The 25427-nt window shown below is 73.2% G+C and carries 18 protein-coding genes, 6 tRNA genes, 1 pseudogene and 1 riboswitch; of the genes and pseudogenes, 11 read left to right on the top strand and 14 right to left on the bottom strand.

Annotated features, from left to right (window positions below):
• Window positions 1-276: 276 nt before the first annotated feature.
• From ABZ457_RS22295 to ABZ457_RS22280, 4 genes are all read left to right on the top strand, one after another.
• Entirely contained in the window at window positions 277-1755 is a 1479-nt protein-coding gene (locus ABZ457_RS22295; protein WP_359159811.1) for an MFS transporter, read from the top strand.
• Between the two features lie 170 nt (window positions 1756-1925).
• Window positions 1926-3167 carry an L-2-hydroxyglutarate oxidase gene (lhgO, locus tag ABZ457_RS22290; RefSeq protein WP_359159809.1) on the top strand — a complete coding sequence of 414 codons (1242 nt, stop codon included), beginning with the start codon at window positions 1926-1928 and terminating at the stop codon, window positions 3165-3167.
• Window positions 3168-3347: 180 nt separating this feature from the next.
• The gene (trmB, locus tag ABZ457_RS22285) at window positions 3348-4133 is read left to right on the top strand and encodes a tRNA (guanosine(46)-N7)-methyltransferase TrmB (RefSeq protein ID WP_359159806.1); all 786 of its coding nucleotides are present in this window, start codon (window positions 3348-3350) and stop codon (window positions 4131-4133) included.
• Window positions 4134-4204: 71 nt separating this feature from the next.
• Window positions 4205-5584, top strand: a complete 1380-nt coding sequence (locus ABZ457_RS22280) for a PrsW family intramembrane metalloprotease (protein WP_359159804.1) — start codon at window positions 4205-4207, stop codon at window positions 5582-5584.
• A 190-nt stretch (window positions 5585-5774) separates the two neighbouring features.
• Here the strand turns inward: ABZ457_RS22280 and ABZ457_RS22275 are convergent, their stop codons facing one another.
• The 10 genes and pseudogenes from ABZ457_RS22275 to ABZ457_RS22230 all read right to left on the bottom strand — a co-directional run bounded on the left by ABZ457_RS22275 (window position 5775) and on the right by ABZ457_RS22230 (window position 15564).
• Window positions 5775-6830 carry a M23 family metallopeptidase gene (locus ABZ457_RS22275; protein WP_359159802.1) on the bottom strand — a complete coding sequence of 352 codons (1056 nt, stop codon included), beginning with the start codon at window positions 6828-6830 and terminating at the stop codon, window positions 5775-5777.
• Between the two features lie 11 nt (window positions 6831-6841).
• Window positions 6842-6997: riboswitch (cyclic di-AMP (ydaO/yuaA leader) on the bottom strand.
• Between the two features lie 214 nt (window positions 6998-7211).
• Window positions 7212-8438: a PP2C family protein-serine/threonine phosphatase gene (locus ABZ457_RS22270; protein ID WP_359159800.1), complete on the bottom strand. Its 1227-nt coding sequence runs from the start codon at window positions 8436-8438 to the stop codon at window positions 7212-7214.
• A gap of 265 nt (window positions 8439-8703) precedes the next feature.
• Window positions 8704-8777, bottom strand: a tRNA-Met gene (locus tag ABZ457_RS22265).
• Between the two features lie 85 nt (window positions 8778-8862).
• Window positions 8863-9006: pseudogene (locus tag ABZ457_RS22260) on the bottom strand (MarR family transcriptional regulator); the annotation flags it as partial.
• A gap of 1102 nt (window positions 9007-10108) precedes the next feature.
• Window positions 10109-10184, bottom strand: a tRNA-Lys gene (locus tag ABZ457_RS22255).
• 1068 nt (window positions 10185-11252) lie between these two features.
• Window positions 11253-13385, bottom strand: coding sequence for a DEAD/DEAH box helicase (locus ABZ457_RS22250; RefSeq protein ID WP_359159798.1), 2133 nt, complete (start codon window positions 13383-13385; stop codon window positions 11253-11255).
• Window positions 13386-13591: 206 nt separating this feature from the next.
• Window positions 13592-14212 carry a hypothetical protein gene (locus ABZ457_RS22245; protein ID WP_359159796.1) on the bottom strand — a complete coding sequence of 207 codons (621 nt, stop codon included), beginning with the start codon at window positions 14210-14212 and terminating at the stop codon, window positions 13592-13594.
• Window positions 14213-14384: 172 nt separating this feature from the next.
• Entirely contained in the window at window positions 14385-14747 is a 363-nt protein-coding gene (locus ABZ457_RS22240; protein ID WP_359159794.1) for a CrcB family protein, read from the bottom strand.
• On the bottom strand, window positions 14744-15217 hold the full coding sequence (crcB, locus tag ABZ457_RS22235; protein WP_359159792.1) for a fluoride efflux transporter CrcB: 474 nt from the start codon (window positions 15215-15217) through the stop codon (window positions 14744-14746). The genes ABZ457_RS22240 and crcB overlap by 4 nt, the downstream gene beginning before the upstream one ends.
• Window positions 15214-15564, bottom strand: coding sequence for a metallopeptidase family protein (locus tag ABZ457_RS22230; RefSeq protein ID WP_359159825.1), 351 nt, complete (start codon window positions 15562-15564; stop codon window positions 15214-15216). The genes crcB and ABZ457_RS22230 overlap by 4 nt, the downstream gene beginning before the upstream one ends.
• Window positions 15565-15676: 112 nt before the next feature.
• Between ABZ457_RS22230 and ABZ457_RS22225 the strand changes: the two genes are divergently transcribed.
• The 4 genes from ABZ457_RS22225 to ABZ457_RS22210 all read left to right on the top strand — a co-directional run bounded on the left by ABZ457_RS22225 (window position 15677) and on the right by ABZ457_RS22210 (window position 17738).
• Window positions 15677-17362: a metallophosphoesterase gene (locus ABZ457_RS22225; RefSeq protein ID WP_359159790.1), complete on the top strand. Its 1686-nt coding sequence runs from the start codon at window positions 15677-15679 to the stop codon at window positions 17360-17362.
• A gap of 93 nt (window positions 17363-17455) precedes the next feature.
• Window positions 17456-17528: transfer RNA gene (locus ABZ457_RS22220), tRNA-Glu, on the top strand.
• A 39-nt stretch (window positions 17529-17567) separates the two neighbouring features.
• Window positions 17568-17642, top strand: a tRNA-Asp gene (locus ABZ457_RS22215).
• Between the two features lie 22 nt (window positions 17643-17664).
• Window positions 17665-17738: transfer RNA gene (locus tag ABZ457_RS22210), tRNA-Phe, on the top strand.
• Between the two features lie 124 nt (window positions 17739-17862).
• Here the strand turns inward: ABZ457_RS22210 and ABZ457_RS22205 are convergent.
• From ABZ457_RS22205 to ABZ457_RS22195, 3 genes are read right to left on the bottom strand one after another with little or no spacing between them, the layout of a single operon-like run.
• On the bottom strand, window positions 17863-18717 hold the full coding sequence (locus tag ABZ457_RS22205) for a cytochrome c biogenesis CcdA family protein (RefSeq protein ID WP_359159788.1): 855 nt from the start codon (window positions 18715-18717) through the stop codon (window positions 17863-17865).
• A 2-nt stretch (window positions 18718-18719) separates the two neighbouring features.
• Window positions 18720-19538, bottom strand: a complete 819-nt coding sequence (locus ABZ457_RS22200) for a thioredoxin domain-containing protein (RefSeq protein ID WP_359159786.1) — start codon at window positions 19536-19538, stop codon at window positions 18720-18722.
• 53 nt (window positions 19539-19591) lie between these two features.
• Window positions 19592-20086: a hypothetical protein gene (locus ABZ457_RS22195; protein ID WP_359159784.1), complete on the bottom strand. Its 495-nt coding sequence runs from the start codon at window positions 20084-20086 to the stop codon at window positions 19592-19594.
• A gap of 156 nt (window positions 20087-20242) precedes the next feature.
• Here ABZ457_RS22195 and hrpA point away from each other — a divergent pair, with 156 nt between their 5' ends.
• From hrpA to ABZ457_RS22180, 3 genes are all read left to right on the top strand, one after another.
• Window positions 20243-24205 carry an ATP-dependent RNA helicase HrpA gene (gene hrpA / locus ABZ457_RS22190; protein ID WP_359159782.1) on the top strand — a complete coding sequence of 1321 codons (3963 nt, stop codon included), beginning with the start codon at window positions 20243-20245 and terminating at the stop codon, window positions 24203-24205.
• Between the two features lie 91 nt (window positions 24206-24296).
• Window positions 24297-24371, top strand: a tRNA-Asp gene (locus ABZ457_RS22185).
• Between the two features lie 153 nt (window positions 24372-24524).
• Window positions 24525-24782: a DUF6274 family protein gene (locus ABZ457_RS22180; protein WP_359159780.1), complete on the top strand. Its 258-nt coding sequence runs from the start codon at window positions 24525-24527 to the stop codon at window positions 24780-24782.
• A 421-nt stretch (window positions 24783-25203) separates the two neighbouring features.
• On the opposite strand, the gene bldC is transcribed toward ABZ457_RS22180, so the two are convergent.
• A complete protein-coding gene (gene bldC / locus ABZ457_RS22175; protein ID WP_003949541.1) occupies window positions 25204-25410 on the bottom strand; it encodes a developmental transcriptional regulator BldC in 207 nt (68 codons plus the stop codon).
• Between the last annotated feature and the right edge of the window lie 17 nt (window positions 25411-25427).

The following is a 25427-nucleotide window of genomic DNA, read 5'->3' as shown; positions in this document are numbered from 1 at the left end:
CGGCCACACGGCGGGAGCACGGACCCGGCCTTCCGCCCGGCGCGGCCGCACCACAATCCCGCCATACGGAACACCGCCTCTTAACGGTCAGGATGTGGCGAACTACGCTGTGTTCACTGCTGTTCTCCGCAGGCGCGCATATTCCGGGCGGTTCGGCCAGGTGCTTTTGCAGGCGGGCCCGTCCGGGGCCAGGGGGTGTGCGAACCGGGAGGACACCGCACGAATGCCGTGCGCCCCGTGCGCCGCGGCTGCCGTCTGTGTGTCGAGGGGTGGCGCATGTCCAGGGAGCAACGCGGGCCGAACGACAAGCTCGGCGCCGTCCTCGCCCTCGCGGGTATCAGCAACGCCGGTCTCGCCCGGCGGGTCAACGACCTCGGCGCGCAGCGGGGTCTGACCCTCCGCTACGACAAGACCTCGGTGGCCCGGTGGGTGTCGAAGGGCATGGTGCCGCAGGGCGCCGCCCCGCATCTGATCGCCGCCGCGATCGGGTCGAAGCTGGGCCGCCCGGTGCCGCTGCACGAGATCGGCCTCGCGGACGCCGACCCGGCGCCCGAGGTGGGCCTCGCCTTCCCGCGGGACGTCGGCGAGGCGGTGAAATCGGCCACCGAGCTGTACCGGCTGGATCTGGCCGGACGGCGGGCCGGCGGCGGGGGCATCTGGCAGTCGCTGGCCGGTTCCTTCGCGGTCAGCGCGTACGCCACACCCGCCTCCCGGTGGCTGATAACCCCCGCGGACCCGTCGGTCGAGCGCCTGGTCGCCGCCGGGCCCGGTGGCGGCGGCGAGGGCCGGGCCGCCGGAGCCGCGCCCGAGGCCCCGGCGGACGGCCCCGACGCGGCCGTGCGCGTGGGCCACAGCGATGTCGCCAAACTGCGCGAGGCCGCCGAGGACGCCCGGCGCTGGGACTCCAAGTACGGCGGCGGCGACTGGCGTTCCTCCATGGTCCCGGAGTGCCTGCGGATGGACGCGGCTCCGCTGCTGCTCGGCTCCTACTCGGACGAGGTGGGCCGGGCCCTGTTCGGCGCGACGGCCGAACTGACCCGGCTGGCGGGCTGGATGGCCTTCGACACCGGCCAGCAGGAGGCCGCGCAGCGCTACTACATCCAGGCCCTGCGCCTGGCCCGCGCCGCCGCCGACGTGCCTCTGGGCGGCTATGTCCTCGCCTCCATGTCCCTCCAGGCCACCTACCGGGGCTTCGCCGACGAGGGCGTCGACCTCGCCCAGGCCGCCCTGGAACGCAACCGCGGCCTGGCCACCGCGCGCACCATGAGCTTCTTCCGGCTGGTGGAGGCCCGCGCCCACGCCAAGGCGAACGACGCCGCGGCGGCCGGCCAGGCCCTGAAGGCCGCCGAGGGCTGGCTGGAACGCGCCCGCGAGGGCGACGCCGACCCGTCCTGGCTGGGCTTCTACTCCTACGACCGCTTCGCCGCCGACGCGGCCGAGTGCTACCGCGACCTGAAGGCACCCCGGCAGGTGCGCCGCTTCACCGAGCAGGCGCTCTCCCGGCCGACCGAGGAGTTCGTCCGCTCGCACGGGCTGCGGCTGGTGGTCAGCGCCGTCGCCGAGCTGGAGTCCGGCAACCTGGACGCGGCCTGCGCGGCCGGGGTGCGGGCTGTCGAGGTCGCCGGGCGCATCTCCTCGGCCCGCACCACCGAGTACGTCCGGGACCTGCTGCACCGGCTGGAGCCGTACGGGGACGAGCCCCAGGTCATGGAGTTGCGGGAGCGGGCGCGCCCGCTGCTGGCCGCCCCGGCCTGAGCCCCGTGGGCCCGCTGCCGGCCGCCCCCGTGTGAGCCCCGCGCGCCCCCGGCGCACCACCCCGCGCGGACGTGATGCCCGGCACCCTCCCGGCCGGGTTTGAAGGCGCTGTCGGCGGGCCAGTGCACTATCGGAGTGAGAGGGGCGGAGGGACGAGAGGTGACGAGGACGTGGTGACGGCGGCGCACGGACCGGCCGCGGCGCGCGGCCGGGCATACGACTGCGACGTCCTGGTGGTCGGCGGCGGGATCGTCGGCCTCTCCACGGCGTACGCCCTGACCCGCTCGGCGCCCGGGACCGCGGTCACCGTCCTGGAGAAGGAGCCCGGCCCCGCCCGCCACCAGACCGGCCGGAACAGCGGGGTGATCCACAGCGGGATCTACTACCGCCCCGGCTCCCTCAAGGCCCGCTTCGCGGTGCGCGGGGCCGCCGAGACGGTCAAGTTCTGCGCCGAGTACGGCATCGACCACAAGGTCACCGGCAAGCTCGTCGTCGCCACCGAGCGGGACGAACTCCCCCGCCTGCACGCCCTCGTCCAGCGCGGCCGGGAGAACGGCATCCCCGTCCGGGAGCTGGGCCCGGCCCAGATCACCACGTACGAGCCCGAGGTCCGGGGCCTCGCCGCGATCCATGTCGGCACCACCGGGGTGTGCGACTTCGGCGCGGTCGCCGCCCGGCTCGCCCTGGCCTCGGGCGCGGACGTGCGCTACGGCGCGGAGGTCGCCGCCGTGGACCGCAGGCACTGGGGCGTCGCCGTCCGGACGACCGGGGGGAGTGTGGTGCGCGCCCGGGCCCTGGTGAACTGCGCGGGCCTCCAGTGCGACCGGGTGGCCCGTCTCGCGGGCGACGACCCCGGGATGCGGATCGTCCCCTTCCGGGGCGAGTACTACGAGCTGGCCCGGCCCGGACTCGTCCGCGGCCTGGTCTACCCGGTGCCCGACCCGGCCTTCCCCTTCCTCGGGGTGCATCTGACCCGGGGCATCGACGGCGGGGTGCACGTCGGGCCGAACGCGGTCCCGGCCCTCGCCCGCGAGGGCTACCGCCGCACCTCCGTGCGCCCCCGGGACGTGGCGGACATGCTGAGCTGGCCCGGTACCTGGCAGGTCGCGCGCCGCCACTGGCGCTACGGCGCGGGCGAACTACACCGCTCCCTGTCGAAGCGCGCCTTCACCGAGGCGGTGCGCCGGCTGCTGCCCTCGGTCACCGCGGACGACCTGCGCCCCGCGCCACCGGGCGTCCGCGCCCAGGCCGTGCTGCGGGACGGGACCCTGGCCGACGACTTCCTCATCCGCGAGGCCCCGCGCACGGTCCACATCCTGAACGCGCCCTCACCGGCGGCGACGGCGGCCCTGCCCATCGGGCGCGAGGTGGCACGGCGGGTCCTGGCGTCCCTGGCGGCCGCCACCGCCTGACGCGGCGCGCACGCCGCGCCCGCGCGGGACCGGACCCGCACCGCAGGCCCCGGCCGCACCCCGGCCGGAGGATCCCGCCCGCACGGGCCGGGACCGCGACCCCGGCCAGGACCGGACGGGACCGGACCGCTCCGCCGCCCCGTCCGGCGCGCGCCGCCCGGCTCGTAGAATCGACGCACTGTGTCTGAGTCCCGAAACACCACCCCCGACGCCCCCCGGCTGCCGCGCGACCGCGAGCCCCGCTTCCCCGGCGGGCCCGCCGCCGACCCGGCCGGGTCCCACCACGAGCGGCGCATCCGCAGCTTCCAGCCGCGCCGCAGCCGGGTCACCACCGGCCAGGGCGACGCCCTGCGGCGGCTGTGGCCCCAGTGGGGGTTCGACATCGACGGGCACCGGGTCCTCGACCTGGAGGAGCTGTTCGGCGGGCTGCCGGTCGTGCTGGAGATCGGCTTCGGCATGGGCGAGGCCACCGCGCAGATGGCCGCCGACGACCCCGGCACCGGCATCCTCGCCGTCGACGTGCACACCCCCGGGCAGGGCAACCTCCTCGGCCTCGCCGAGCGCGCCGGCCTGACCAACGTCCGGGTGGCCAACGGCGACGCGATCATCCTGCTGCGCGAGATGCTGCCCCCGCGCTCCCTCGACGGGATGCGCGTCTTCTTCCCGGACCCCTGGCCCAAGAAGCGCCACCACAAGCGGCGGCTGATCCAGCCCGAGTTCCTCACCCTGGCCGCGGGCACCCTCAAGCCCGGCGCCGTGCTGCACTGCGCGACCGACTGGGAGGAGTACGCCGAGCAGATGCTGGAGGTCCTCTCGGCGCACCCGGACTTCGAGAACACCGTGCCCGAGGGCGGCTACGCCCCGCGCCCCGCCTTCCGCCCCCTGACCCGCTTCGAGGGCCAGGGCCTGGACAAGGGTCACACCGTCCACGACCTGCTGTTCCGCCGCCGGCCCCACCAGGGCTGACCCCGCCCCGCCGGGTGCGGCCCGCCCGCGCACCGTCGCGGGCTGTCCGAGCCGGTCGTTAGGGTCGACAGGTGTCCCACGCCTCCCCGCAGCCGTCCCCGGCGCACCGCCAGAGCTCCGCGCCACAGCCGCACGCCCCGCGTCCGGCGGTGCCCGCGTACGACGAGCGGCAGGTCGAGGCGGAGCTGACCGCGGTCGCGGGTGGCGCGCGCGGTGCCCGCCACCGGGCGCGGGCCGCGCGGCTGTGGCGGAGCCGGGCACTCCGGCTCTGCGGGGTGTTCACCCTGCTCGCCCTCTGCGGGCTGGTGATCCTGGTGCTGGTGCGGGAACAGACGGGCACCCGCGGCTTCCTGGTCGGCCTGGGTCTGGCGACCCTGCCGGTGCCCCTGCTGCTGGCGGCCTTCCGCTGGCTGGACCGGGTGGAGCCGATGCCCTGGCGGAACCTGGTGTTCTCCTTCGGCTGGGGCGCCTGCGCCGCCGCCCTCGTCTCCCTCCTCGCGAACACCTTCGCGACCCGCTGGATAGCCACCGCGACCGCGGACCCCGCCTCGGCGGACACCTGGGGCGCCACCGTGGTCGCGCCGATCGTGGAGGAGAGCGCGAAGGCGGTCGCCATCCTGCTGCTCTTCTGCTTCCGCGGACGGGAGTTCACCGGAGCGGTGGACGGCATCGTGGTCGCCGGCTTCACCGCGACCGGCTTCGCGTTCACCGAGAACATCCTCTATCTCGGCAACGCCTTCGGTGAGGACCAGGCGTTCGGCACCTCGGGCCTGGGCTCGGTGACCGCGGCGACCTTCTTCGTGCGGGTGGTCATGTCGCCGTTCGCGCATCCGCTCTTCACCGTCCTGTGCGGCCTCGGCTTCGGCCTGGCCGCCGCGACCGCCCGCCGCCGGCGCCTCCGCCGGATCGCGCTGCCGCTGCTGGGCCTCCTCCTCGCGATGGGCATGCACGCCCTGTGGAACGGCTCCACCTCCCTCTTCGGACCGTGGGGCTTCTACGCGGTGTACGGGGCGTTCATGGTGCCCGCCTTCGGGCTGCTGACCTGGCTGACCATCTGGACCAGGCAGCGGGAGCTGCACACGATATCCACGCACCTCCCGGCCTACGCGGCGGCCGGCTGGCTCACCCCGGCGGAGCCGCCGGCGCTCTCCTCGATGCGTGCGCGGACGATGGCCCGGGACATGGCCCGGCGGGCGTACGGCCCGGCGGCCGGGCACGCGGTCTCCGAGTACGAGCGGTTCGCCACCTCCCTCGCCTTCCTGCGCCACCGGGCCCACCGCGGCGCGGCGGGCCCGGACTTCGTCGAGCGCGAGCGGGAGCTGCTGCACCGCCTGTGGCTGCGGCGCGAGGTGGCGGCCCCGGCCCTCGCGTACGCGGCCCGGGCGACGGGCCGGACGGCGTACGTGCCGCCGCACCGGGACTACGACGGCTACAACCCGTACCGCACCTGACGGCCGCCGGGCGCCCCGACCGTCCGGGCACGCCCGCCGGACAGGCCCCGGGGCGGGCCCGGTCGCGTCCGGAGGTATTCCGGGCTCGGCTTGGACGCGCCGAGGGTGCGAAGAGAGGTCATGAGCCCACAAAGCCCCACCCGGAGCCGCCTATTGCACGGCGCTCCCGGGCGGGGCGTTGGACGTGGTGTCAGACGCTCAGGCCCTTGCCCTGCAGCCAGGCGAGGGGGTCGATCCCGGCGCCGCCGGGGGTGTGGACCTCCAGGTGCAGGTGCGGCCCGGTGACGTTGCCGGTCGCGCCGACGCGCCCGATGGTCTCGCCGGTGGTGACCTTCTGGCCCGCGCTCGCGGTCATCGAGGACAGGTGCGCGTACAGCACCTCGGTGCCGTCCTCCAGCTCCAGCAGGATGCGGTAGCCGTAGGAGCCGGACCAGCCGGCCGCCTTCACGGTACCGCCGTGCACGGCCTTCACCGGGGTGCCGGTGGGGGCGGCGAAGTCCAGGCCGGTGTGCTGCCCGGAGGACCACATGGCGCCGGACTGCCCGTAGGTGGAGGTGAGGGTGTACGAGGAGGTGGGGAGGGACCAGCTCGCGGCCAGCTTGGCGAGGCGCTCCGCCTCGGCCTTCGCCCGCGCGGCCTCCTCGGCCTTGCGCTTCTCCTCCGCGGCCTTCTTCTCGGCCTCGCTCTGCTGCTTCTTCGCCTCGGCGGCGGCCTGTTCGGCGGCCGCCTTCTCCGCGGCGGCCTTCGCCTCGGCGTCCGCCTCGGCACGCTGCTGCTCGGCCTGCTGGAGGATGCGGGCGCGCAGGGCCTCGCCCGCGTTGGCGCCCTGCTCGGCCCCGGCGACGGTGCCCGTGCCCGTGTCGGCGACCTGGGTCATCGCGGTGAGGGGCGCGTGGGCGGTGGCGGTGTCCGTCCCCGCGTCCTCGGAGATCAGCGAGCCGACGCCCGGCAGGGAATCCGCGTCGGGGAGGTTGTCCGTGACGACATCGGGAAGGGATATGGAGACGGCGGGCTTGTCCTGCGCGGTGGCCATGCCGCCCGCGCCGACGGCGGCGATGACACCGACGCCGAGGACGGTGGAGCTGCGCGCGAGACCGCCGCGCTGCTTGGCCACGCGGTGCCGGCCGCGAACCGGGCGGATGGACTCCTCGGTGGGGTTCCACTCCCCCGGCGAGCGCTCCGGGGCGTCGCCGCCGAATCGGGAGGAGACCGACGGAGCCTCGGGAGCAGGCATGTTGGACGCCACGAAGGCGTACTCCTTTCCTTCCTTCTCGCCTACCGGGTTAGCTGACGGGTTCGGAGCAGGAAGGTCTCCTACGGGCGCCTCGACCGCACAACTGCGCGGCAGAGATGCCCGATTCACCCCAATGAGTGGTTCCCCGGTTCCCTTGCGGAATTCGGCGCGTGCGCGCGGCGCCGCCACTGGCGGCGGCTGGGACGACCGCGCTGCGTTATCGAACGTTAATAGACGGCCGGGTCGGAATCCAAGCCGTTCCCACTGATCGTTAACGACTGTGGCCAGGACTTTCCGGGACAGAAGCAGCCGGAATCGGGCGAGTTGATCACGCTTCGGTCTCGGAAGATTTCTGACGCCACGTCATATGCCGTACGTGGTGGCACGGGACGGCTACGGACGGTACCGGCGCCGTACCCGTACGCCACGCCGGCCGCCGGTCGCCGCGATGGCGCCCTGCTCGCGGGGCGGGGCCACCACCGGCACCGTGCGGCGGCGCTCCGGCTGCCCGGCGGCCGGCCGGTTCACCGCGAGCAGCGCCATGTCGTCGCTCGACCCACCGCCCGTGTAGCGGCGCACATCGTCGACGAGGGCGTCCAGCAGATCGTCCGGCTCCGGGAAGATCGCGCCCCGCAGCCGCTCGACCGGGTCGTAGAAGACCCCGGAGCCGTCCCGCGCCTCGGAGAGACCGTCCGTGTAGAAGAGCAGCGTGGAGCCGGCGGGCAGCGGATAGGTCTCGGCCCGGTCGGGCCAGCCCGCCAGGTCCGCCATCCCCAGCGGCAGCGCCGGCTCCGCCGGCTGGAGCAGCTCCACCCGGCCGTCGGCGTGCAGGACCAGGGGGTCCGGGTGGCCCCGGTTCACCAGCCGGACCGTGCTCGCCCCGACGACCTCCCCCTCCCGTACCGCCGGGATCTCCGCCAGCACGGCCGTGGTGAAGCCCTCGAAGGACTCCAGCCCCGCCCGTCGCGCGCTCTCCCGCTGGAGCGCCCGCTCCAGCCGCTGCGCCACCTCCTCCAGACTCCCCTCCTGGTCGGCCGATTCCCGGAACGACCCGATCAGCACGGCGACGGCCTCCACCGCCTCCATCCCCTTGCCGCGCACGTCCCCGACGAAGAGCCGGACCCCGTGCTTGGTCTCCTGCACGGCGAAGAGGTCGCCGCCGATGAAGGCGTCCGCCTGGGCCGCCTCGTAGCGGGCGGCGATGTGCAGTCCGGCGATCCGGTCCTCGGGGGTGGGCAGCACGGCCCGCTGGGCGGCCTCGGCGATCACCCGCGCCGAGGCCAGCCGCTCACTGCCTCTGCGCATCACCCGGTTGATGAGCAGGGCCACGGCGGACACCGTGAAGACCGTGCTGATCTCGGTGAACGAACTGATCTCGGTGACGTTGTCGTCGTAGAAGTGGAGCGCGCTGGTGGCCACCAGTGCGGCGATGCCGGTGAGCAGCGTCACCACGAAGGAGGCGAGGGAGGCGGCGATCAGCGGGGCGGCCGCGTAGAGGGGGACGGCGGTGAAGCGCGGCGGGGCGAGCGAGTCGTAGAGCACACCGCCGACGAGCATCACGGCGGGCAGGATGCGCAGGTACCACGGAGTCCGGAAGCCGCCGACCTGCTCTCGCCCCACTGCTGCACTCCTGCCGCTTCACCCACGGCCACGGACCGGTGCCGTGCCCTTCCATGCTGCGTGCCCTCGGGCGCCGTGGCGACTTGCCACCGCCCTCCCGCACAAAACACCAGGCCAGCGGCGCGGGGCCGCTCCCGGGCGGGGCGCGCGCAGGGTCCGGGACCGGTCCTGGACGGGCTCCGGGCAGGCTCCGGGCAGGCTCCGGGCGGGCGAACGACAGAGGCCCGGCAATCGATCATCGTCGATTCCGGGCCTCTGCCATGAGTAGCGGGGACAGGATTTGAACCTGCGACCTCTGGGTTATGAGCCCAGCGAGCTACCGAGCTGCTCCACCCCGCGTCGGTGAACACAACCTTACGCCATCCCGCGCGCCTTCCCGACCAGTTTTCCGCCGGGCCCTCCCCGGGGCACCCCGGAGCCGGTGTCAGCCCTCGCCGGCCGCCCCCTCCAGCCGCTTCTCGAACCAGTGGTCGGCATAGGGCTCGTCGTTGAACGCGGGCACCTCCCGGAAGCCGTACGCGCGGTACAGCCCGATCGCCGCCTCCAGCGCCTTGTTGGTGTCCAGCCGCGCGGCCGGATAGTGCTTACCTCGCTCGGAGTCAGGCTCCTACCCCTGGGAACCCGCGCCTGGCTGCCGTTCGCCACGCTCTTCTTACCGGAGTGGCTGATGAGCCGTCCGCGATAGTGCTCTCGTACAGCGTGTGCGCGCCTCTGTTCCTCCGGCCCGGCCGCGCCGTGGGTCGGCGTGGCGATTGGACATCTGCGACGGCATTCCACATGGGGCTCGCCGGGAAATAGGCTTGCCGGGAATCAACATGAAGCTTCTGACGACATAGCAAAGTCCCCGGCGATACGCAGGAGGATAGGAGATTGAAAGAAGAGGAGGGCGGGCTGCCTGCTGGGCCATCAGGAGTGACGCCGAGCAGCCCTAGTCCATCGGAGGCGGAGGGAAGGAAGTGCATCCCCCTACCCTAGGTAGCTGCTTCTTGTAGCAGAACCTCCCACCTGGACTGAAAGATGTGCCAAGCTTCGGCTTTACTCCCGCCGGCGGCTTGACTCCAATGAAGAAGAGTCCATTCCAGCCGATTTCATAGAAGTTATTGCTCTCACATCCCCGGTATCGAGCCACGACGCCCCAATTCATGGATTCCACCCAGGCGAATTCGTAGCACCACCCATCTACGGTCCGCTGGCACGTCCGGAGCCACTGCCATGGCCAAAAACCGGGACAACAGTAGGATTCTGTCCATCTTGACGAAAATGGCACAGTTCCTCCCTGTCGGGCCGCCTTTGATCCCCCAAGTCACATTCAAAGCCAATTTAACTTGGCTTGCCGTTTCTTGCATGTTGGGAAAGGTCGCCACATCGGCGGCGGTGACCTCAGCTGCCCCTCGATGAAGGAGAGGGCGACCTCCCCGCCGCAGCAGTGAGCTCAGTGTGCTCGCGCGAAGTGGCGTCCGGCAGGTACTTGGGTAAGTCGATCTCGTCGACGTCCAGCGCGAGGGCGCCGGCCACGGCGGTGCCGTCGCGCGCAGCGGTGCACCCCCTTCAGACAGTGCCGGCCGGGGGTCCAGCCGCGCTCCTGGAGCATCGCGTGCGGGACCCTGCCCGGGAAACGGCGAGCGCCCCGACCGGAGAAACCCGGTCGGGGCGCTCGCGCCTGCGCATGGTGGTAGGCCGTGTGGGACTCGAACCCACAACCAACGGATTAAAAGTCCGCTGCTCTGCCAATTGAGCTAACGGCCCCCGGCACAACACCCCCGAGCATAGCGGGAGTGATCCCCGGATCCGATCGGGTATCAGCGCGTGCCCGGCGAACGTCTCCGTCAGGGGCTCCAGGGCCACGCTGCCGCCGAGTTCGAGCGGCGCGCCCGTGGCGCCCGCCGGGGTGGCGGTCAGCTTCCAGGTGTACGCGCCGACCTTCGGGACGGAGACGACACAGTACGCCGCCGAGCCGCCCTGGCCCGTGGACCGGCCGACGATCAGGCGCTCGCCGACGACGCCGAGCAGGGTGTCGCCCTCGTGGTGGGGGAGGTCGGTCGTGGCGGAGAGGGGCAGCGGGCCGGACGAGCCGGGCGCGCCCTTCGCGTAGAAGCGGACCTTGCCGTCCGTAGTCCACTCCACGACCTCGGCCGGGCTGTGGACGAAGCCGGCGCTCTCCACGGTCACATCGGTGGGGACCGGGACGCGCCGGGGCCGAGTCGAGGTCGATCCAGACCGGGCGGGAGACTCCGTCGAGTGTGTACCGGGTGAGCGCGCCGTGCGCGTCACCGGCGGCCGCCCTGGCGGGCCGGGTGGAGCCCTCGGGCCAGCCGGTCACCTGGGTCTGCTGCACCGAGCCGTTCACCAGCCGGAGCACATGCCACTCGTTGGGCGTAGCCGCCCGGACCGGCGGAGAGTGGGACGACCTCGCGCGGCTCTGCCGAGCGGGTCGCCGGGAAGACGACGCCCGCGGCCCCGTCGGCGGCTGCCGCGACGGGGACGAGCGGGCCGAGCCCGGCGAGAAGCGCCGCCGAGGCGACGGTTGCGATGGAATGGCGTAGCAGAGCGCTGCGAGGCACTCGGTTTCCTCCCCTGGTGAAGACGCGCAGGGGATCAACGGTCTCTGTACCGACAGAGGTTCTGTAGATACAGAGGTTCTGTACGACAGATGTTTCGAGAACGGCCCCCCGGCCGTGCCCCTGCGCGCAAGTGGAGAGACTGTCACAGCAGTCACACAGGCATCGGCACCGAGTTTCACCTGCGGAACGGGACAGGGCCCGTACCGCACCGAAGTGCTGTACGGGCCCTGTCTCACACGAGGGTCACACGGTGTCAGCCGTTACGCTTCCAGCGCGGCTTGTCGTCCCGGCGGCCGCCGCCGAAGGAGCCGGCGCCGGTGCCGCGGTGGTCGTCGCGGCGGCCGTAGGGGCGGTCGCCGCCGGCGCGGTGGCCGCCCGCGGGGCGGTCGTCGCGACGGTCGCGGTTGAACGGGCGGTCGCTGCCGCGGTGGCCGGACGGACGGTCGTCACGGCGCTCGAAGGAGCGGCCGCCCCGGTCGAAGGAACGGTCACGGTCGAAGGAGCGGCCGCCCCGGTCGTCCCGGCGCTCGAAGGAACGCCCGCCGCGGTCACCGCGGTCGTCGCGGCGGAAGCCGCCACGGTCGTTGTCGCGACGCTCGAAGGAACGGCCACCACGGTCGTCCCGGCGGTCGTCACGACGGAAACCGCCACGGTCGTCACGGTCGTTGTCCCGGCGGAAGCCGCCACGGTCGTTGTCACGGCGCTCGAAGGAACGGCCACCACGGTCGTCCCGGCGGTCGTCACGACGGAAGCCACCGCGGTCACCGCGGTCACCGCGGTCGTCCCGGCGGAAGCCGCCGCGGTCGTCACGGCGGTCGCGCCGCTCGAAGTTGCCCCGGTCGTCCCGGCGCTCCTCGCGGGCGGGCTCGGCGGCCTGCTCCGGCACGGTCGCCTGGACCTCGGCCTCGGCGGCCTCGGTCACGGAGGCGACGGCCGCCTCCGGGTCGTCGCCGCGCTCGCGGGCGGCACGCGCCACCAGGCGGTCGGCCTCCTCGCGGAGTTCGCCGGCGCGGCGCTGAACCTGCTCCAGACGGCGGGTCAGCTCGACGACCTCGCGCTCGGCCTGCTTGGCCGCGTTGTTCGCGGAGTCGGCCTGGACCTCGGTCAGCGAACGGGCGCCGGTGATCTCGGCGACCTCGGGGTCGAACGCGCCCGCGCCGCCGACGATGTGACGCGAGGCCTCGACCCCGGCGTCCTCCATCAGGCGGAAGATCTGGCGGCGCTGGTGCGGCAGCGACAGGGAGACCACGGTGCCCGACTTGCCGGCGCGCGCGGTGCGGCCGGAGCGGTGCAGGTAGTCCTTGTGGTCGCCGGCCGGGTCCACGTTGAGGACCAGGTCGATGCCGTCGACGTGGATGCCGCGGGCGGCGACGTCGGTCGCGACGAGCGCGTTGACGTAGCCGTCCTTGAAGTCGGCCAGGGTGCGGGTGCGGGCGCCCTGGGTCATGCCGCCGTGCAGCGCGTCGGCCTTCACACCGGCCTCGCGCAGCTGCTCGGCGATGCGGTCGGCACCGAGCTGGGTGCGGACGAAGATGATGGTGCGGCCCTTGCGGGCGGCGATGGCGGCCGTGACGGGCGCCTTGTCCTTCGGCTTCACGACGAGGACGTGGTGCGTCATGGTCGTGACGTTGCCCTGGGCGCTGTCGACCTCGTGGCTGACCGGGTCGGTGAGGTAGCGCTTGACCAGGGTGGAGATCTCGTTCTCCATCGTGGCCGAGAACAGCATGCGCTGGCCGCCGGCCGGGACCTGGTCGAGCAGCTCGGTGACCTCGGGCAGGAAGCCCAGGTCGGACATCTGGTCGGCCTCGTCGAGGACGGCGACCCGGACGTCCTCCAGGGAGCAGGCGCCGCGGTTGATGATGTCGCGCAGCCGGCCCGGGGTGGCGACGAGGATGTCGACGCCGCGCTCCAGGGCGTAGATCTGGTTGCCCATCGAGGTGCCGCCGCAGACGACCTTCATCTTCAGGCCGAGGACGTCGCCGTAGGGCTGGAGGGCGTCCGCGACCTGCATCGCCAGCTCACGGGTCGGGGTGAGGATGACGGCGCGGGGCTTCTTGCGCTCGGTGTGCCCGCCGGCCAGGGCGGCCAGGGTGGGCAGACCGAAGGAAAGGGTCTTGCCGGAGCCGGTGCGGCCGCGGCCGAGGATGTCCTTGCCGGCCAGGGCGTCCGGGATGGTCGCGGCCTGGATCGGGAAGGGGACGGTCACGCCGTTCTGGGCGAGCTTGCGCACGACGCCCTCGGGGAGGCCGAGGTCCGCGAAGGTGACCTGCGGCTCCTGGGGCTCCTGCGGCTCGTCGGCGGGAGCGGCGGCCACGGCCTCGACGAGCGCCTCCTCGGCGGCGGCGTTCTCGGGCATGACGGCGTGATCAGTACTGAAAGTGGACATGCGAAATGCGAAACCTTCCGGAGTCTCGGCACGCGCCCAAACTCCGTGAATTCGCATATCGACCGCCTCAATGCGGTCAGCCACGGTTAGGGAGAGAACGCGCCACACGGCGCTCTTCTGTTTCGGCGCCGGGCAATGGGATCAAACGATCTACCACCATACGCACCCCCACCCCGTCAAGGCAAACCACGACCGGGTGACCCCGCTCACGCCGGTCCGGCCTGCGGCGATGCCACCGGTTCGGTGCCGTGGACGCGCTCCGGCTCCAGGTCGCGCATGGCCCGCAGCGCCCCGCCGTGCACCTCCGGGGCCGAGGAGGCGGACGGCTGCGGGGTGGGGTCGACCGGCGGGGTGGGCGTGGGCTCGGGAGGCTCCGGAGCCGGGTCGACGGGCGGAGTGGGCGGCGCGGGCTCGCCCGGGCCCTCGGGCGGCGGCGTCGGACGCGGCTCGGGCTTGCCCCCGCCGCCTCCGGGCCCGGGCGCGGGACCGGACGTCGGGCCGGCGGAGGGGTTCGGTGTGGCCCGCGTCCCGCCGCTGTCCTCGGTCGGCTTGCCGTCCTCGGCCTTCTTGTCGTCGCCGTCCTCGTCCCGGTCCGCCGTGCCGCCGGTCCGGCCGGTCCCGTCGTGGTGCGAGCCCTGGGGGCCGCCGGGGACGCCCCCGCCGCCCGTGTCCTGCCCCTCGGCGGCGCCGGTGCGCTCGGCCGAGGTGCTGGGCTTCGGCTTGCGGACGTCGTCGTCGCCCACGCTCATGCAGCCGGCCGAGGCCAGGGCCGCCAGTGCGGCGGCGAACAGGGCGGCCGTCCGGCCGGGGGCGGGCAACTGGCGCACGGGGGCACCTCCGTGACGGAGAGGGGGACGCGGGTCCCCCTGCCCAACTACCGTTCCCCCGCCGGGGACACGCCCTGCGCACCGGCGGTCCGCCCGCCCGCCCGGCGAGGCCCCTCGGGAAGGCCCCGGGGAGGCTCCCGGGAAGACCCCGTCGCATCCGGCCCGCGCGCCGTCAGCCCGTCAGCCCGCGCGCCGCCGCCATCCCCAGGTACAGCGCCCCGAGTCCGGCCGCCACCGAGAGCGCCACATTCGCCGCGGCGGCCGGCGCACGCCCGCGCTCGGTGAGCCGCAGGGTCTCGTAGGAGAACGTGGAGTACGTGGTGAGCGCCCCGCACAGCCCCGTGCCGAGCAGCGCGTACGTCCCCGAGGAGACCGAGGCCCCGGCGACCAGCCCGAGGACCAGACTGCCCGCCGTGTTCACCGCGAAGGTGCCCCACGGGAAGCCGGATACGTGCCGTGCCTGCACCGCACGGTCCGTCAGATACCGCAGGGGCGCGCCCACCGCCGCGCCCGCCACCACCAGCAGCCAGGTCATCGCGCCGGCCTCCGGGCGAGGGCGGCCCGGGTGGCCGAGGCCGCCGTCCACACCGCGAGCAGGGCCCCGGCCGCCGTGCCCGCCGCGTACAGCACGGCCGGTCCGGGCCGGCCGTGCTCCAGCAGGTCGACGGTGTCGAAGGCGTATGTCGAGAAGGTGGTGAACCCGCCGAGGACGCCCACGCCCAGGAAGGGCCGCACCAGCGGATGCGCGGCCCGGCCGTCCTCCGCGACCAGCGGCATCAGCACCCCGATCAGCGCGCAGCCGAGGAGGTTGACCCCGAGGACGGCCCACGGGAAGCCGCCCGCCGGGGCCGGCCACAGCACCTCGGCGCCGTGCCGGGCCACCGCGCCGGCCGCCCCGCCGACGGCGACCGCGCCGAGGACGGCCCACCGGCCGCGCCCGGTGAACTCCGCCCGCTGCGCGGGGACGGAGAGGTCGACGTCCGGGTCCAGGGGCTCCCGGCTCACCCGTACCCCAGCTCGTGGAGCCGCTGGTCGTCGATGCCGAAGTGGTGGGCGATCTCGTGGACCACGGTGATCTCGGTCTCCGCGACCACGTCCTCGCGCGTCTCGCACATGCGCAGGGTCGGGCCCCGGTAGATGGTGATGCGGTCCGGCAGGACGCCCGCGTACCACTCGCCCCGGTCGGTGAGCGGGGTGCCCTCGTAGAGCCCGAGCAGTTCGGGGTCGTCCGGGGCCGGTTCGTCCTCGACGAACACGGCGACGTTGTCCATCAGCCGCGTCAGCTCGGGCGGGATCCGGTCCAGCGCCTCCGCGACCAGCTCCTCGAACTCCTCGCGCGTCATCTCCAGCACCGGGCCATTGTCCACCCGGCCATTGTCCCGTACGGGGTGGACGGTTGTCCCGTACGGGGTGGACCCGGCCGCGCCCGGCATGCCCGGCGCGGCGATGGGGCATACGGCACCAATGGCCCGCCAAGCCCATGATCGAAGCCGCCCTGCCCGCCGCCGCCTTCCGCCGTTCCGTCTCCCGTCGTTCCTCTCACGCTCCAAGCGCTCCAAGCGCCCGGAGCGCACCGGCCGCGCGCCGCGCCCGCCCCGGGGCAGCGGCCCGGACCTGGAACTCGCCGCCGCCCCGAACCCGTGGACGCGCGCGCTCGGGCTCACCGCGGTGGTACTGGTCGGCGCCTGGCTCGGGCTGCTGATCGTCGGCAACGTCCGTACGCCGGTCGGCCCCATGGACACGACGATGACCCTGCGCCCCTCGCTCAGCGGCGGCACGAAGATCAACGTTTCTCCGCTGGGCGCCCTGGAACTGGACTCGCACATCGCCCCGCTGCGCCTGGACGTCGACGTCGACCGCCTCGACCCGGCCCGCTCCCAGGCCCTGGTCCAGAACCCGGCACTCTTCTCCGGACTGGGGGACGAGGTCTCCGAGGACGTCCGCGCCGGCACCGCCGACCTGGCCCTGCGCTCCTGCGTCGCCGTGGTCTCCGGGGCGACCGCCCTCGGCCTCGCCGTCTACCGGCGGCCCCGGCGGGCCCTCGCCGCCGGCGGTCTCGCGCTCGCCCTGCTGGCGGCCTCCGCCGGTTCGGCGGCGGCGACCTGGAACCCCGGCTCGGTGCTGGAGCCCCGGTTCTCCGGACTGCTGACCTCCGCCCCGTCCGTGGTCGGCAACGCGCGCTCGATCGTCACCGAATTCGACGTCTACCAGAAGGAGTTGGCCCGTCTGGTCACCAATGTGACCAAGCTCTACGAGGCCACCTCCACCCTCCCGGCCTACCAGCCCGACCCGGACACCATGCGGGTGCTGCACGTCTCCGACATCCACCTCAACCCGGCGGCCTGGCACATCATCGCCTCGCTGGTGAAGCAGTACCGGATCGATGTGATCATCGACTCCGGCGACACCATGGACCACGGCTCCGCCGCCGAGAACGGCTTCCTGGACGCCGCCTCAACCCTCGGCGCGCCCTATGTGTGGGTGCGCGGCAACCATGACTCCCTGGTCACCCAGAAGTACCTCCAGGGCCTGAAGAACGTGCACGTCCTCGACGAGGGCCGGGCGGTGACCGTGGGCGGGCTGCGGATCGCGGGCACCGGGGACCCCCAGTTCACCCCGGACCGCTCGGTCGTCGCCCAGGGGGACCCGGCCGAGCGGATGGCGGGCATCCGGTTCGCCTCCGCCCTGCGCGACCAGGAGCGCGCGGGGACGCCGGTGGACATCGCCGTCGCCCACAACCCGGTCGCGGCGGCGGAGACCGACGGCACGGTGCCGCTGGTCCTGGCCGGGCACATCCACCAGCGGAAGACGGAGATCCTCAAGCACGGCACCCGGCTGAAGATCGAGGGGTCGACGGGCGGCGGTGGGCTGCGGGCGGTGCAGAACCAGCAGCCGGAGAAGGTCCGCGCCTCGGTGCTCTACCTGGACCGGGGCGAGCGGCGGCTCCAGGCGTGGGACGAGATCACCCTGGGCGGGCTGGGGCTGACCACCGCCGAGGTCAGGCGCCATCTGGTCGACCCGCCGGCACCCGATCCGAGCACCTCGCCGGGGGCGTCACCGAGCCCGTCGGCCTCCGGTTCCAGCCCGTCGCCGGGGGCGTCGGCGCCCGGGGCCGGCGCCTCGCCGGCCTCCCCGGCACCCTCCCCGTGAGGGGTCCCGGAAACCGTTTTGGCGATAGCTCCCCCCATCCCATATGCTTCTCACGTCCCCGACGCGCTGCGAAGCGCCCACGGCGGGCCCTTAGCCCTCATCGTCTAGTGGCCCAGGACGCCGCCCTTTCAAGGCGGTAGCACGGGTTCGAATCCCGTTGGGGGCACGCATCACCGTGTGCGAGACTTGCGCTCGCACCACGCATGGTCCTGTGGAGCAGTTTGGAGTGCTCGCCACCCTGTCAAGGTGGAGGCCGCGGGTTCAAATCCCGTCAGGACCGCTGGAACTCGCAAGGGTTCCGCGGCTGGGTAGCTCAGTTGGTACGAGCGATCGCCTGAAAAGCGATAGGTCGCCGGTTCGACCCCGGCCCCAGCCACCTCGGAAGGCCCCGATCCCCGGATCGGGGCCTTCGCCGTTCCCGGGCGACCGGTGCCGCCCGTCCCGGGGCGGATCGGTGTCGCCCGGGGTGCGGACCGCTCGGACCGCACCCCGGGCACCCCTCAGACCTTCTCGCGGATCTCCTCCGGCTCCCGCGCGGAGCGCGCCCCGCGCACCGCCCGGGCCACCAGGAACACCCCCGCCGCCAGGACGACCAGCGCGAGCAGCGCCCAGTCCGGCACCGCCCGCCCGACACCGGACACCCACTGCTCCACGGCGAACGAGTCGTCCACGGAGAGCAGTCCGGGCAGCGCGGTGGTCCCGTCGAACACCAGGAACACCGTGCCGAGGAGCACGAAGAACAGGCCGGAGAGCAGGGAGGTGGTGTGCAGCCGCAGCCGCCCGAGGGTCAGTTCCCGCCCGCGCAGCCAGCGCCGCCGCCCCAGGTCGAAGCGCTCCCACAGCAGGGCGAGCAGGAACAGGGGGACCGCCATCCCGAGCGCGTAGACCGCGAGCAGCAGCCCGCCGTAGACCGGGCTGCCGCCGACGGCGGCCACGGTGAGGACGCTGCCCAGGATCGGCCCGGCGCAGAAGCCCGCGAGGCCGTAGACCAGGCCCAGCGCGTAGACGGACAGCACGGTGGTCGGGCGGATGCGGCCGGACAGCTCCGCGATCCGGCGCGATGCGAAGCCCAGGCCCAGGATCTGCGCCACGCCCAGCCCGATGATCAGCCAGCCGCCGACCGCGACCAGCAGGTCCCGGTTGCCGTAGAAGAGGCGCCCGGCGAAGGACCCGGCCGCGCCCAGCGGGACCAGGGTGGTGGCCAGGCCCGCGTAGAAGACGCCGGTCCGGGCGAGCAGCCGGCCCGCCGAGCCGACGGAGTAGGCGAAGAACGCGGGGAGGAGCAGGGCGCTGCACGGGCTGACCAGCGCGAGCAGGCCGCCGAGGAAGGCGGCCAGATAGCCGATGTCCGCCATGTTCAGCCCGCGTCCGGTCCGGAAGCGCCGCCCTTGCCGGAGGCGCCGGGGGCTTCGCCCGTGCCGGAAGCGCCCCCGGCGGGCGACTCCTTCGCCGTGCGGGCCGCCTCCTCGATGGCCTGCACGAAGGTCTCCTTCGGCTGCGCGCCCGAGATCGGCCGGCCGCCGACGAGGAACGAGGGGGTCGAGGTCGCGCCCAGCCGGTACGCCTCCTCCTGGTCACGGGTCACCGCCTTGCGCGCCGCCTCCCCGTCCAGGTCCCGCCCGAAGCGGTCCAGGTCCGGCACGCCCGCCTCCTCGGCCAGGGCACGCAGCCGGTCCTTGCCGAAGCCCTTCTCCTTGGCGCCCTCCGCGTAGGCGGCCGCGTGGAACTGCCAGAAGCGGCCCTGCTGCCCGGCGGCCCAGGAGGCGCGGGCGGCCGCCTCGGACTCCTCGCCGAAGATCGGGAAGTTGCGCCACTCGATGCGCAGCACGCCCTTGTCGACGTACTCGGCGATCAGCTCGGGCTCGGTGTCCCGGGCGAACTTGCCGCAGTAGCCGCACTGGAAGTCGGCGTACTCGATCATCACCACGGGCGCGTCCGGGCGGCCGACGGCGAGCTTGTCCCCGGCGTCGCGGCGGGCGAGGGCGGCCAGTTCGGGGTAGGTCCCGGCGCCCGGCTGCGCGGAGGACTCGGCGGCGGAGGAGCCCCGGGCGGGGGTGGAGTCGTCCGGCTTGGTGGCGGTGTACGAGGCGTAGCCGAGCAGCAGCGCGGCGACGAGGACGCCCGCGCCGATGGCGAGCGGCTTGCGGGCAGGGGTGGACGAAGAGGTGGCGGGCATGGTCGTGCTCCTGGGCGTGGTGTGACGAGGGACGGCGGGTGCGGACGCCCGCTCTACACGCGCAGCACGGACAGGCCGACCGGGGTCGGCGGTTCGACGGGCGGCGGGCCCCGGTGTGTCACGGGCCCGGGCCCGGCGCAGGCGGCCGGCGGCAGCGCGCCGCCGGTCAGCACCGGGACCTGGTGCAGGCCGGGGAGCAGTTCGTACACGGAGGCGCCGCGCGCGGGTGTCCCGGGCACCGCCCCGCCGTCCTCCCCCGGCGCCCCGCTCCTGCCGCACCCGGGCACCCCGTCCCGCAGGGTCTCCACGGCCGCCACCGGCGACACGGCCCCGGCGGAAGACGACCCGGGCCCGGCAGCCACGGCCCCGGAGGACGCCACGGGCCCGGACATCACCGCCCCGGGCGGCACCGACCCCGCCCCGGGCGCGCCCCCGGCCGCCGCCGTCGCGCACCCCAGCAGCGCCGGCAGCAGACCGAGCAGCACACACACCACCGCCGGCACCCCACGATGCCCGCGGTGCCCGCGGCCGGGAGCTGCGCTCTGCATGGGCGGCGGGTCCTTCCGGCTCGGGCTGCGGCGCTCGGGCGCACCCCGCGGACGGCCGGCGCGTGAACGATTCGCTCCATACTGCACCACCCGGGACGGGGCACCGGTGAAATGGGTTCGCCACCTCTTCGGCGGGGGTGCGATCCTGGAGCCCGTATGTCTACTTCCTTCGCCGACGTCCAGACCCTCCTCGCCGGGGCGTCCCTGCGCGACGCCCACCGGCTCGGCCGCCGGCTCGACGGCGCCCGCCGCATCCGCAAGCCCGACGCGCGGCAGGCCGTGCTGGACGAGATCGCCGCCGAGGCGGAGAAGTCCGCGGCCAGGACCGCCCGGCGGGCCGAGCGGGTCCCGGAGATCACATACCCCGAGCAGCTCCCGGTCAGCCAGAAGAAGGACGAGATCCGCGAGGCGATACGGGACCACCAGGTCGTGATCGTCGCGGGCGAGACCGGCTCCGGCAAGACGACCCAGATCCCCAAGATCTGCCTGGAGCTGGGCCGGGGCGTACGCGGCATGATCGGCCACACCCAGCCCCGCCGGATCGCCGCCCGCACGGTGGCGGAGCGCGTGGCGGAGGAGCTGGACACCCCGCTCGGCGAGGCCGTCGGCTGGAAGGTCCGCTTCACGGACCAGGCGAGCGGCGACACCCTCCTGAAGCTGATGACGGACGGCATCCTGCTCGCGGAGATCCAGACCGACCGCGATCTGCGCGCCTACGACACGATCATCATCGACGAGGCGCACGAGCGGTCCCTGAACATCGACTTCCTGCTGGGCTACCTCGCCCAGCTCCTCCCCCGCCGCCCGGACCTCAAGGTCGTGATCACCTCCGCGACCATCGACCCCGAGCGCTTCTCCCGCCACTTCGGCGAAGCGCCGATCGTCGAGGTCAGCGGCCGGACCTACCCCGTGGAGGTCCGCTACCGGCCGCTGCTGGAGGAGGACGGCGAGGACGCCGACCGCGACCAGATCACCGCGATCACGGACGCCGTCGAGGAGCTGATGGGCGAGGGCAAGGGCGACATCCTCGTCTTCCTCTCCGGCGAGCGGGAGATCCGCGACACCGCGGACGCGCTCAACAAGAAGGCGTACCGCTTCACCGAGGTCCTGCCGCTGTACGCGCGGCTCTCCCACGCCGAGCAGCACCGGGTCTTCCAGCCGCACACCGGCCGCCGGATCGTCCTCGCGACGAACGTGGCCGAGACCTCCCTCACCGTCCCCGGCATCAAGTACGTGATCGACCCGGGCACGGCCCGGATCTCCCGCTACAGCCACCGCACCAAGGTCCAGCGGCTGCCGATCGAGGCGGTCAGCCAGGCCAGCGCCAACCAGCGCAAGGGCCGCTGCGGCCGTACCTCGGACGGCATCTGTATCCGGCTGTACTCCGAGGACGACTTCCTCTCCCGCCCGGAGTTCACGGACGCGGAGATCCTGCGCACCAACCTGGCCTCCGTGATCCTCCAGATGACCGCGGCCGGCCTCGGCGACATCGAGAAGTTCCCCTTCATCGACCCGCCGGACCACCGCAACATCCGCGACGGCGTCCAACTGCTCCAGGAACTCGGCGCGATCGACCCGGCCGAGAAGGACCCGCGCAAGCGCCTGACCCAGCTCGGCCGCAAGCTGGCCCAGCTCCCGGTGGACCCCCGGCTGGCCCGGATGGTCCTGGAGGCCGACAAGAACGGCTGCGTCCGCGAGGTCATGGTGATCGCCGCCGCCCTCTCCATCCAGGACCCGCGCGAGCGCCCCGCCGAGAAGCAGGCGCAGGCCGACCAGCAGCACGCCCGCTTCAAGGACGAGACCAGCGACTTCCTCGCCTACCTCAACCTCTGGCGGTACGTCCGCGAGCAGCAGAAGGAGCGCGGCTCCTCCAGCTTCCGCCGGATGTGCAAGCAGGAGTACCTCAACTTCCTGCGCATCCGCGAGTGGCAGGACATCTACGCCCAGCTGCGCACGGTCGCCAAGCAGATGGGCATCCACCTCAACGAGGAGGACGCCCCCGAGCAGTCGGTGCACGTCTCCCTCCTCGCCGGGCTGCTCTCCCACATCGGCCTGAAGGACGTGAAGGAGTCCGGCAAGGACTCCCCGGCGGGCGACCGCAAGGGCGGCGGCGGCCGGAACGAGTACCTGGGCGCGCGGAGCGCCAAGTTCGCGATCTTCCCCGGTTCGGCGCTGTTCAGGAAGCCCCCGCGGTTCGTGATGTCCGCCGAGCTGGTGGAGACCTCCCGGCTGTGGGCGCGGGTCAACGCCCGGATCGAGCCCGAGTGGATCGAGCCGCTCGCCGAGCACCTGGTGAAGCGCACCTACAGCGAGCCGCACTGGGAGAAGGACGCGGCGGCGGTGATGGCGTACGAGAAGGTCACGCTCTACGGCGTGCCGATCGTCGCCCAGCGCAAGGTCGACTACGGGCGGATCGACCCGGAGACCTCGCGGGACCTTTTCATCCGCAACGCCCTCGTCGAGGGCGACTGGCGCACCCACCACAAGTTCTTCGCGGACAACCGCCGGCTGCTGACCGAGGTCGAGGAGCTGGAGCACCGGGCCCGCCGCCGGGACATCCTGGTCGACGACGAGACCCTGTTCGACTTCTACGACCAGCGGGTGCCCGAGCACGTGGTCTCCGGCGCCCACTTCGACTCCTGGTGGAAGCACAAGCGCCATGAGCAGCCCGATCTGCTCGACTTCGAGCGCGAGATGCTCATCAACGAGAAGGCCGGCGCGGTCACCAAGGACGACTACCCGGACTCCTGGCGCCAGGGCCGGCTGAAGTTCCGGGTGACGTACCAGTTCGAGCCGGGCGCGGACGCCGACGGCGTCACCGTGCACATCCCCCTCCAGGTGCTCAACCAGGTCACCGAGGACGGCTTCGACTGGCAGATCCCCGGGCTGCGGGAGGAGGTCGTCACCGAGCTGATCCGCTCCCTGCCCAAGCCGATCCGCCGCCACTACGTCCCGGCGCCCAACTACGCCAAGGCGTTCCTGGAGTCGGCCGTTCCGCTCCAGGAGCCGCTGCCCCAGGCCCTGGCGGGCGAGTTGCAGCGCCGGGTGGGCGTGCCGGTGACGGCGGAGGACTTCGACCTCTCCCGCGTCCCCGACCACCTCAAGATCACCTTCCGGATCGTCGACGAGCGGCGCAAGAAGCTGGCCGAGGCGAAGGACCTGGAGGCCCTGCGGGTCCAGTTGCGGCCCAAGGCCCGCCAGGCCCTGTCCCGGGCCGCCGCGTCCTCCCGCCCCGCCGGGCAGTCCCTGGAGCGGGCCGGGCTCACCGACTGGACCGTCGGCACCCTCCCGAAGGTCTTCGAGACCCGCCGGGCGGGCCAGCCGGTGAAGGCGTACCCGGCGCTGGTCGACGAGGGGGCCACGGTCGCCGTGCGGCTCTTCGACAGCGAGGCCGAGCAGGCGGAGGCGATGCGGCAGGGCACCCGCCGCCTGATCATGCTCAACATCCCCGTCAACCCGACGAAGTTCGCCTCGGACCGGCTGACGAACCAGCAGAAGCTGGCCCTCTCCCGCAATCCGCACGGCTCCGTGCAGGCCCTCTTCGAGGACTGCGCCACCGCGGCCGCCGACCGGCTGATCGCGGACCACGGCGGGCCCGCGTGGGACGAGGAGGCGTACCGGAAGCTGTTCGACACCGTCCGCGCGGACCTGGTGGACCTGACGGTGCGCACGGTCGACCGGGTGCAGCAGATCCTGGCGGCCTGGCAGGCGTGCGAGCGGCGGCTGAAGGCCACCGGCAGCCCGACCCTGCTGCGGAACGTCCAGGACGTCCGGGAGCAGTTGGCGGCCCTGATGCCGGCCGGCTTCGTCACCCGCACCGGGCTCGCCCGGCTGCCGGACCTGATGCGCTACCTGGTCGCGGCGGACCGCCGGCTCCAGCAGATGCCCACCTCCGTGCAGCGCGACACCACCCGCATGGAGAAGGTCCACGAGATGCGGGACGAGTACGCCTGGCTGCTGGAGCAGCTTCCGCAGGGGCGGCCCGTGCCGCAGCAGGTGCGGGACATCCGGTGGATGATCGAGGAGCTGAGGGTGAGCTACTTCGCGCACGCCCTGGGCACCGCGTACCCCGTCTCCGACAAGCGGATCGTGAAGGCGATCGACGCCGCCGTGCCGTGATGGAGCGGTGGCGCTCGGTGAGTTCGACCTGACCAGTGACCTCCTGTACAGTCTCTCTCGCAGCCAAGAGAACACACCGGCTGCGACACCTGGTCCTGTGGAGCAGTTTGGAGTGCTCGCCACCCTGTCAAGGTGGAGGCCGCGGGTTCAAATCCCGTCAGGACCGCAGCAGTCGAAGGCCCGCATCGCATCGATGCGGGCCTTCGTCGTGCTCCCGCCGTGGGTGCGCGGAGGGTTGACGGGCCCTCGGGGGCCCGGTAATCCGGTCTCCAGGCCCTTGGACGCCCGAGGGGACGGCACTCACCGGGAGGTGACGCGCATGGCGGCGTCCTCCGCGAGACGGCACGAGACCCGCGCGCTGCTGCGCGCCCATCTGGCGGCCGCCGCGGGCTACCGCCACCTCACGCGCACCTGTCCGGTCTGCCACCGCCTCCAACGGCTCGCCATGGAACGCCCGGAGGGGCCGGCTCCCGAGAGGCCCGCGCGGACTCCCGTGCCGGAGAGGCCCGCACCGGCGCCCGTCCCCGAGGGTCCCGAGCCGCCCGTCGACGGGGACCAAGGTCCTCCCGACGGGTGACCAACGCCCGCTGCAGCACACCCTCTTCGGTGACACGCTGGATTTTGGCAAGAGTTGAGCACTGTGACGGGTGTCACCGAACGGGTTTCAAGAACCCCCACGTTTAACCCCTTCCTACAACGCCCCCATTTAATATGTGCCATTGCACCACCCCAAGGGTCCTCCGGGGGTGACCCGAGCGCCCTCCCGGGCTTCGACACCGATGTCATACCGGCCGGCCCGGATGCCCTGCCCAAAGCTTCTGAGCAGGCCCTCAGCGGCCCGGAAGCCCCTGCTCAGGGCATGAAAAAATCGCGCTGGACCCGGCGGAGTCCAGCGCGATCGACGACGAAGACCTGTTGGGGCAGGTGCACGTCAGGTGGAGCCTGTGGCGGGTGGTTCAGGAGTGGGGGCCCCTGAAACGCCCGGTCAAAAGGGGTGTTCAGGCCTCGCTGCGCTGCTGCGGAATACCCGCCAGCAGTGCGCGGACCTCTGCCTCGCGGTAACGGCGGTGTCCTCCGAGCGTGCGGATGGACGTGAGCTTGCCCGCCTTAGCCCAGCGGGTGACCGTCTTCGGGTCCACGCGGAACATCGTGGCAACCTCAGCCGGGGTCAGCAGCGGCTCGGCATCAGGGGTGCGAGCGGTCATGAGCGGCCTCCTCGGGA

This window comes from Streptomyces sp. NPDC005805 (assembly GCF_040630445.1).
Taxonomy (GTDB): domain Bacteria; phylum Actinomycetota; class Actinomycetes; order Streptomycetales; family Streptomycetaceae; genus Streptomyces.
The sequence above is the reverse complement of the archived record's forward strand: the minus strand, read 5'-3'. Positions and strand labels throughout refer to the sequence as shown.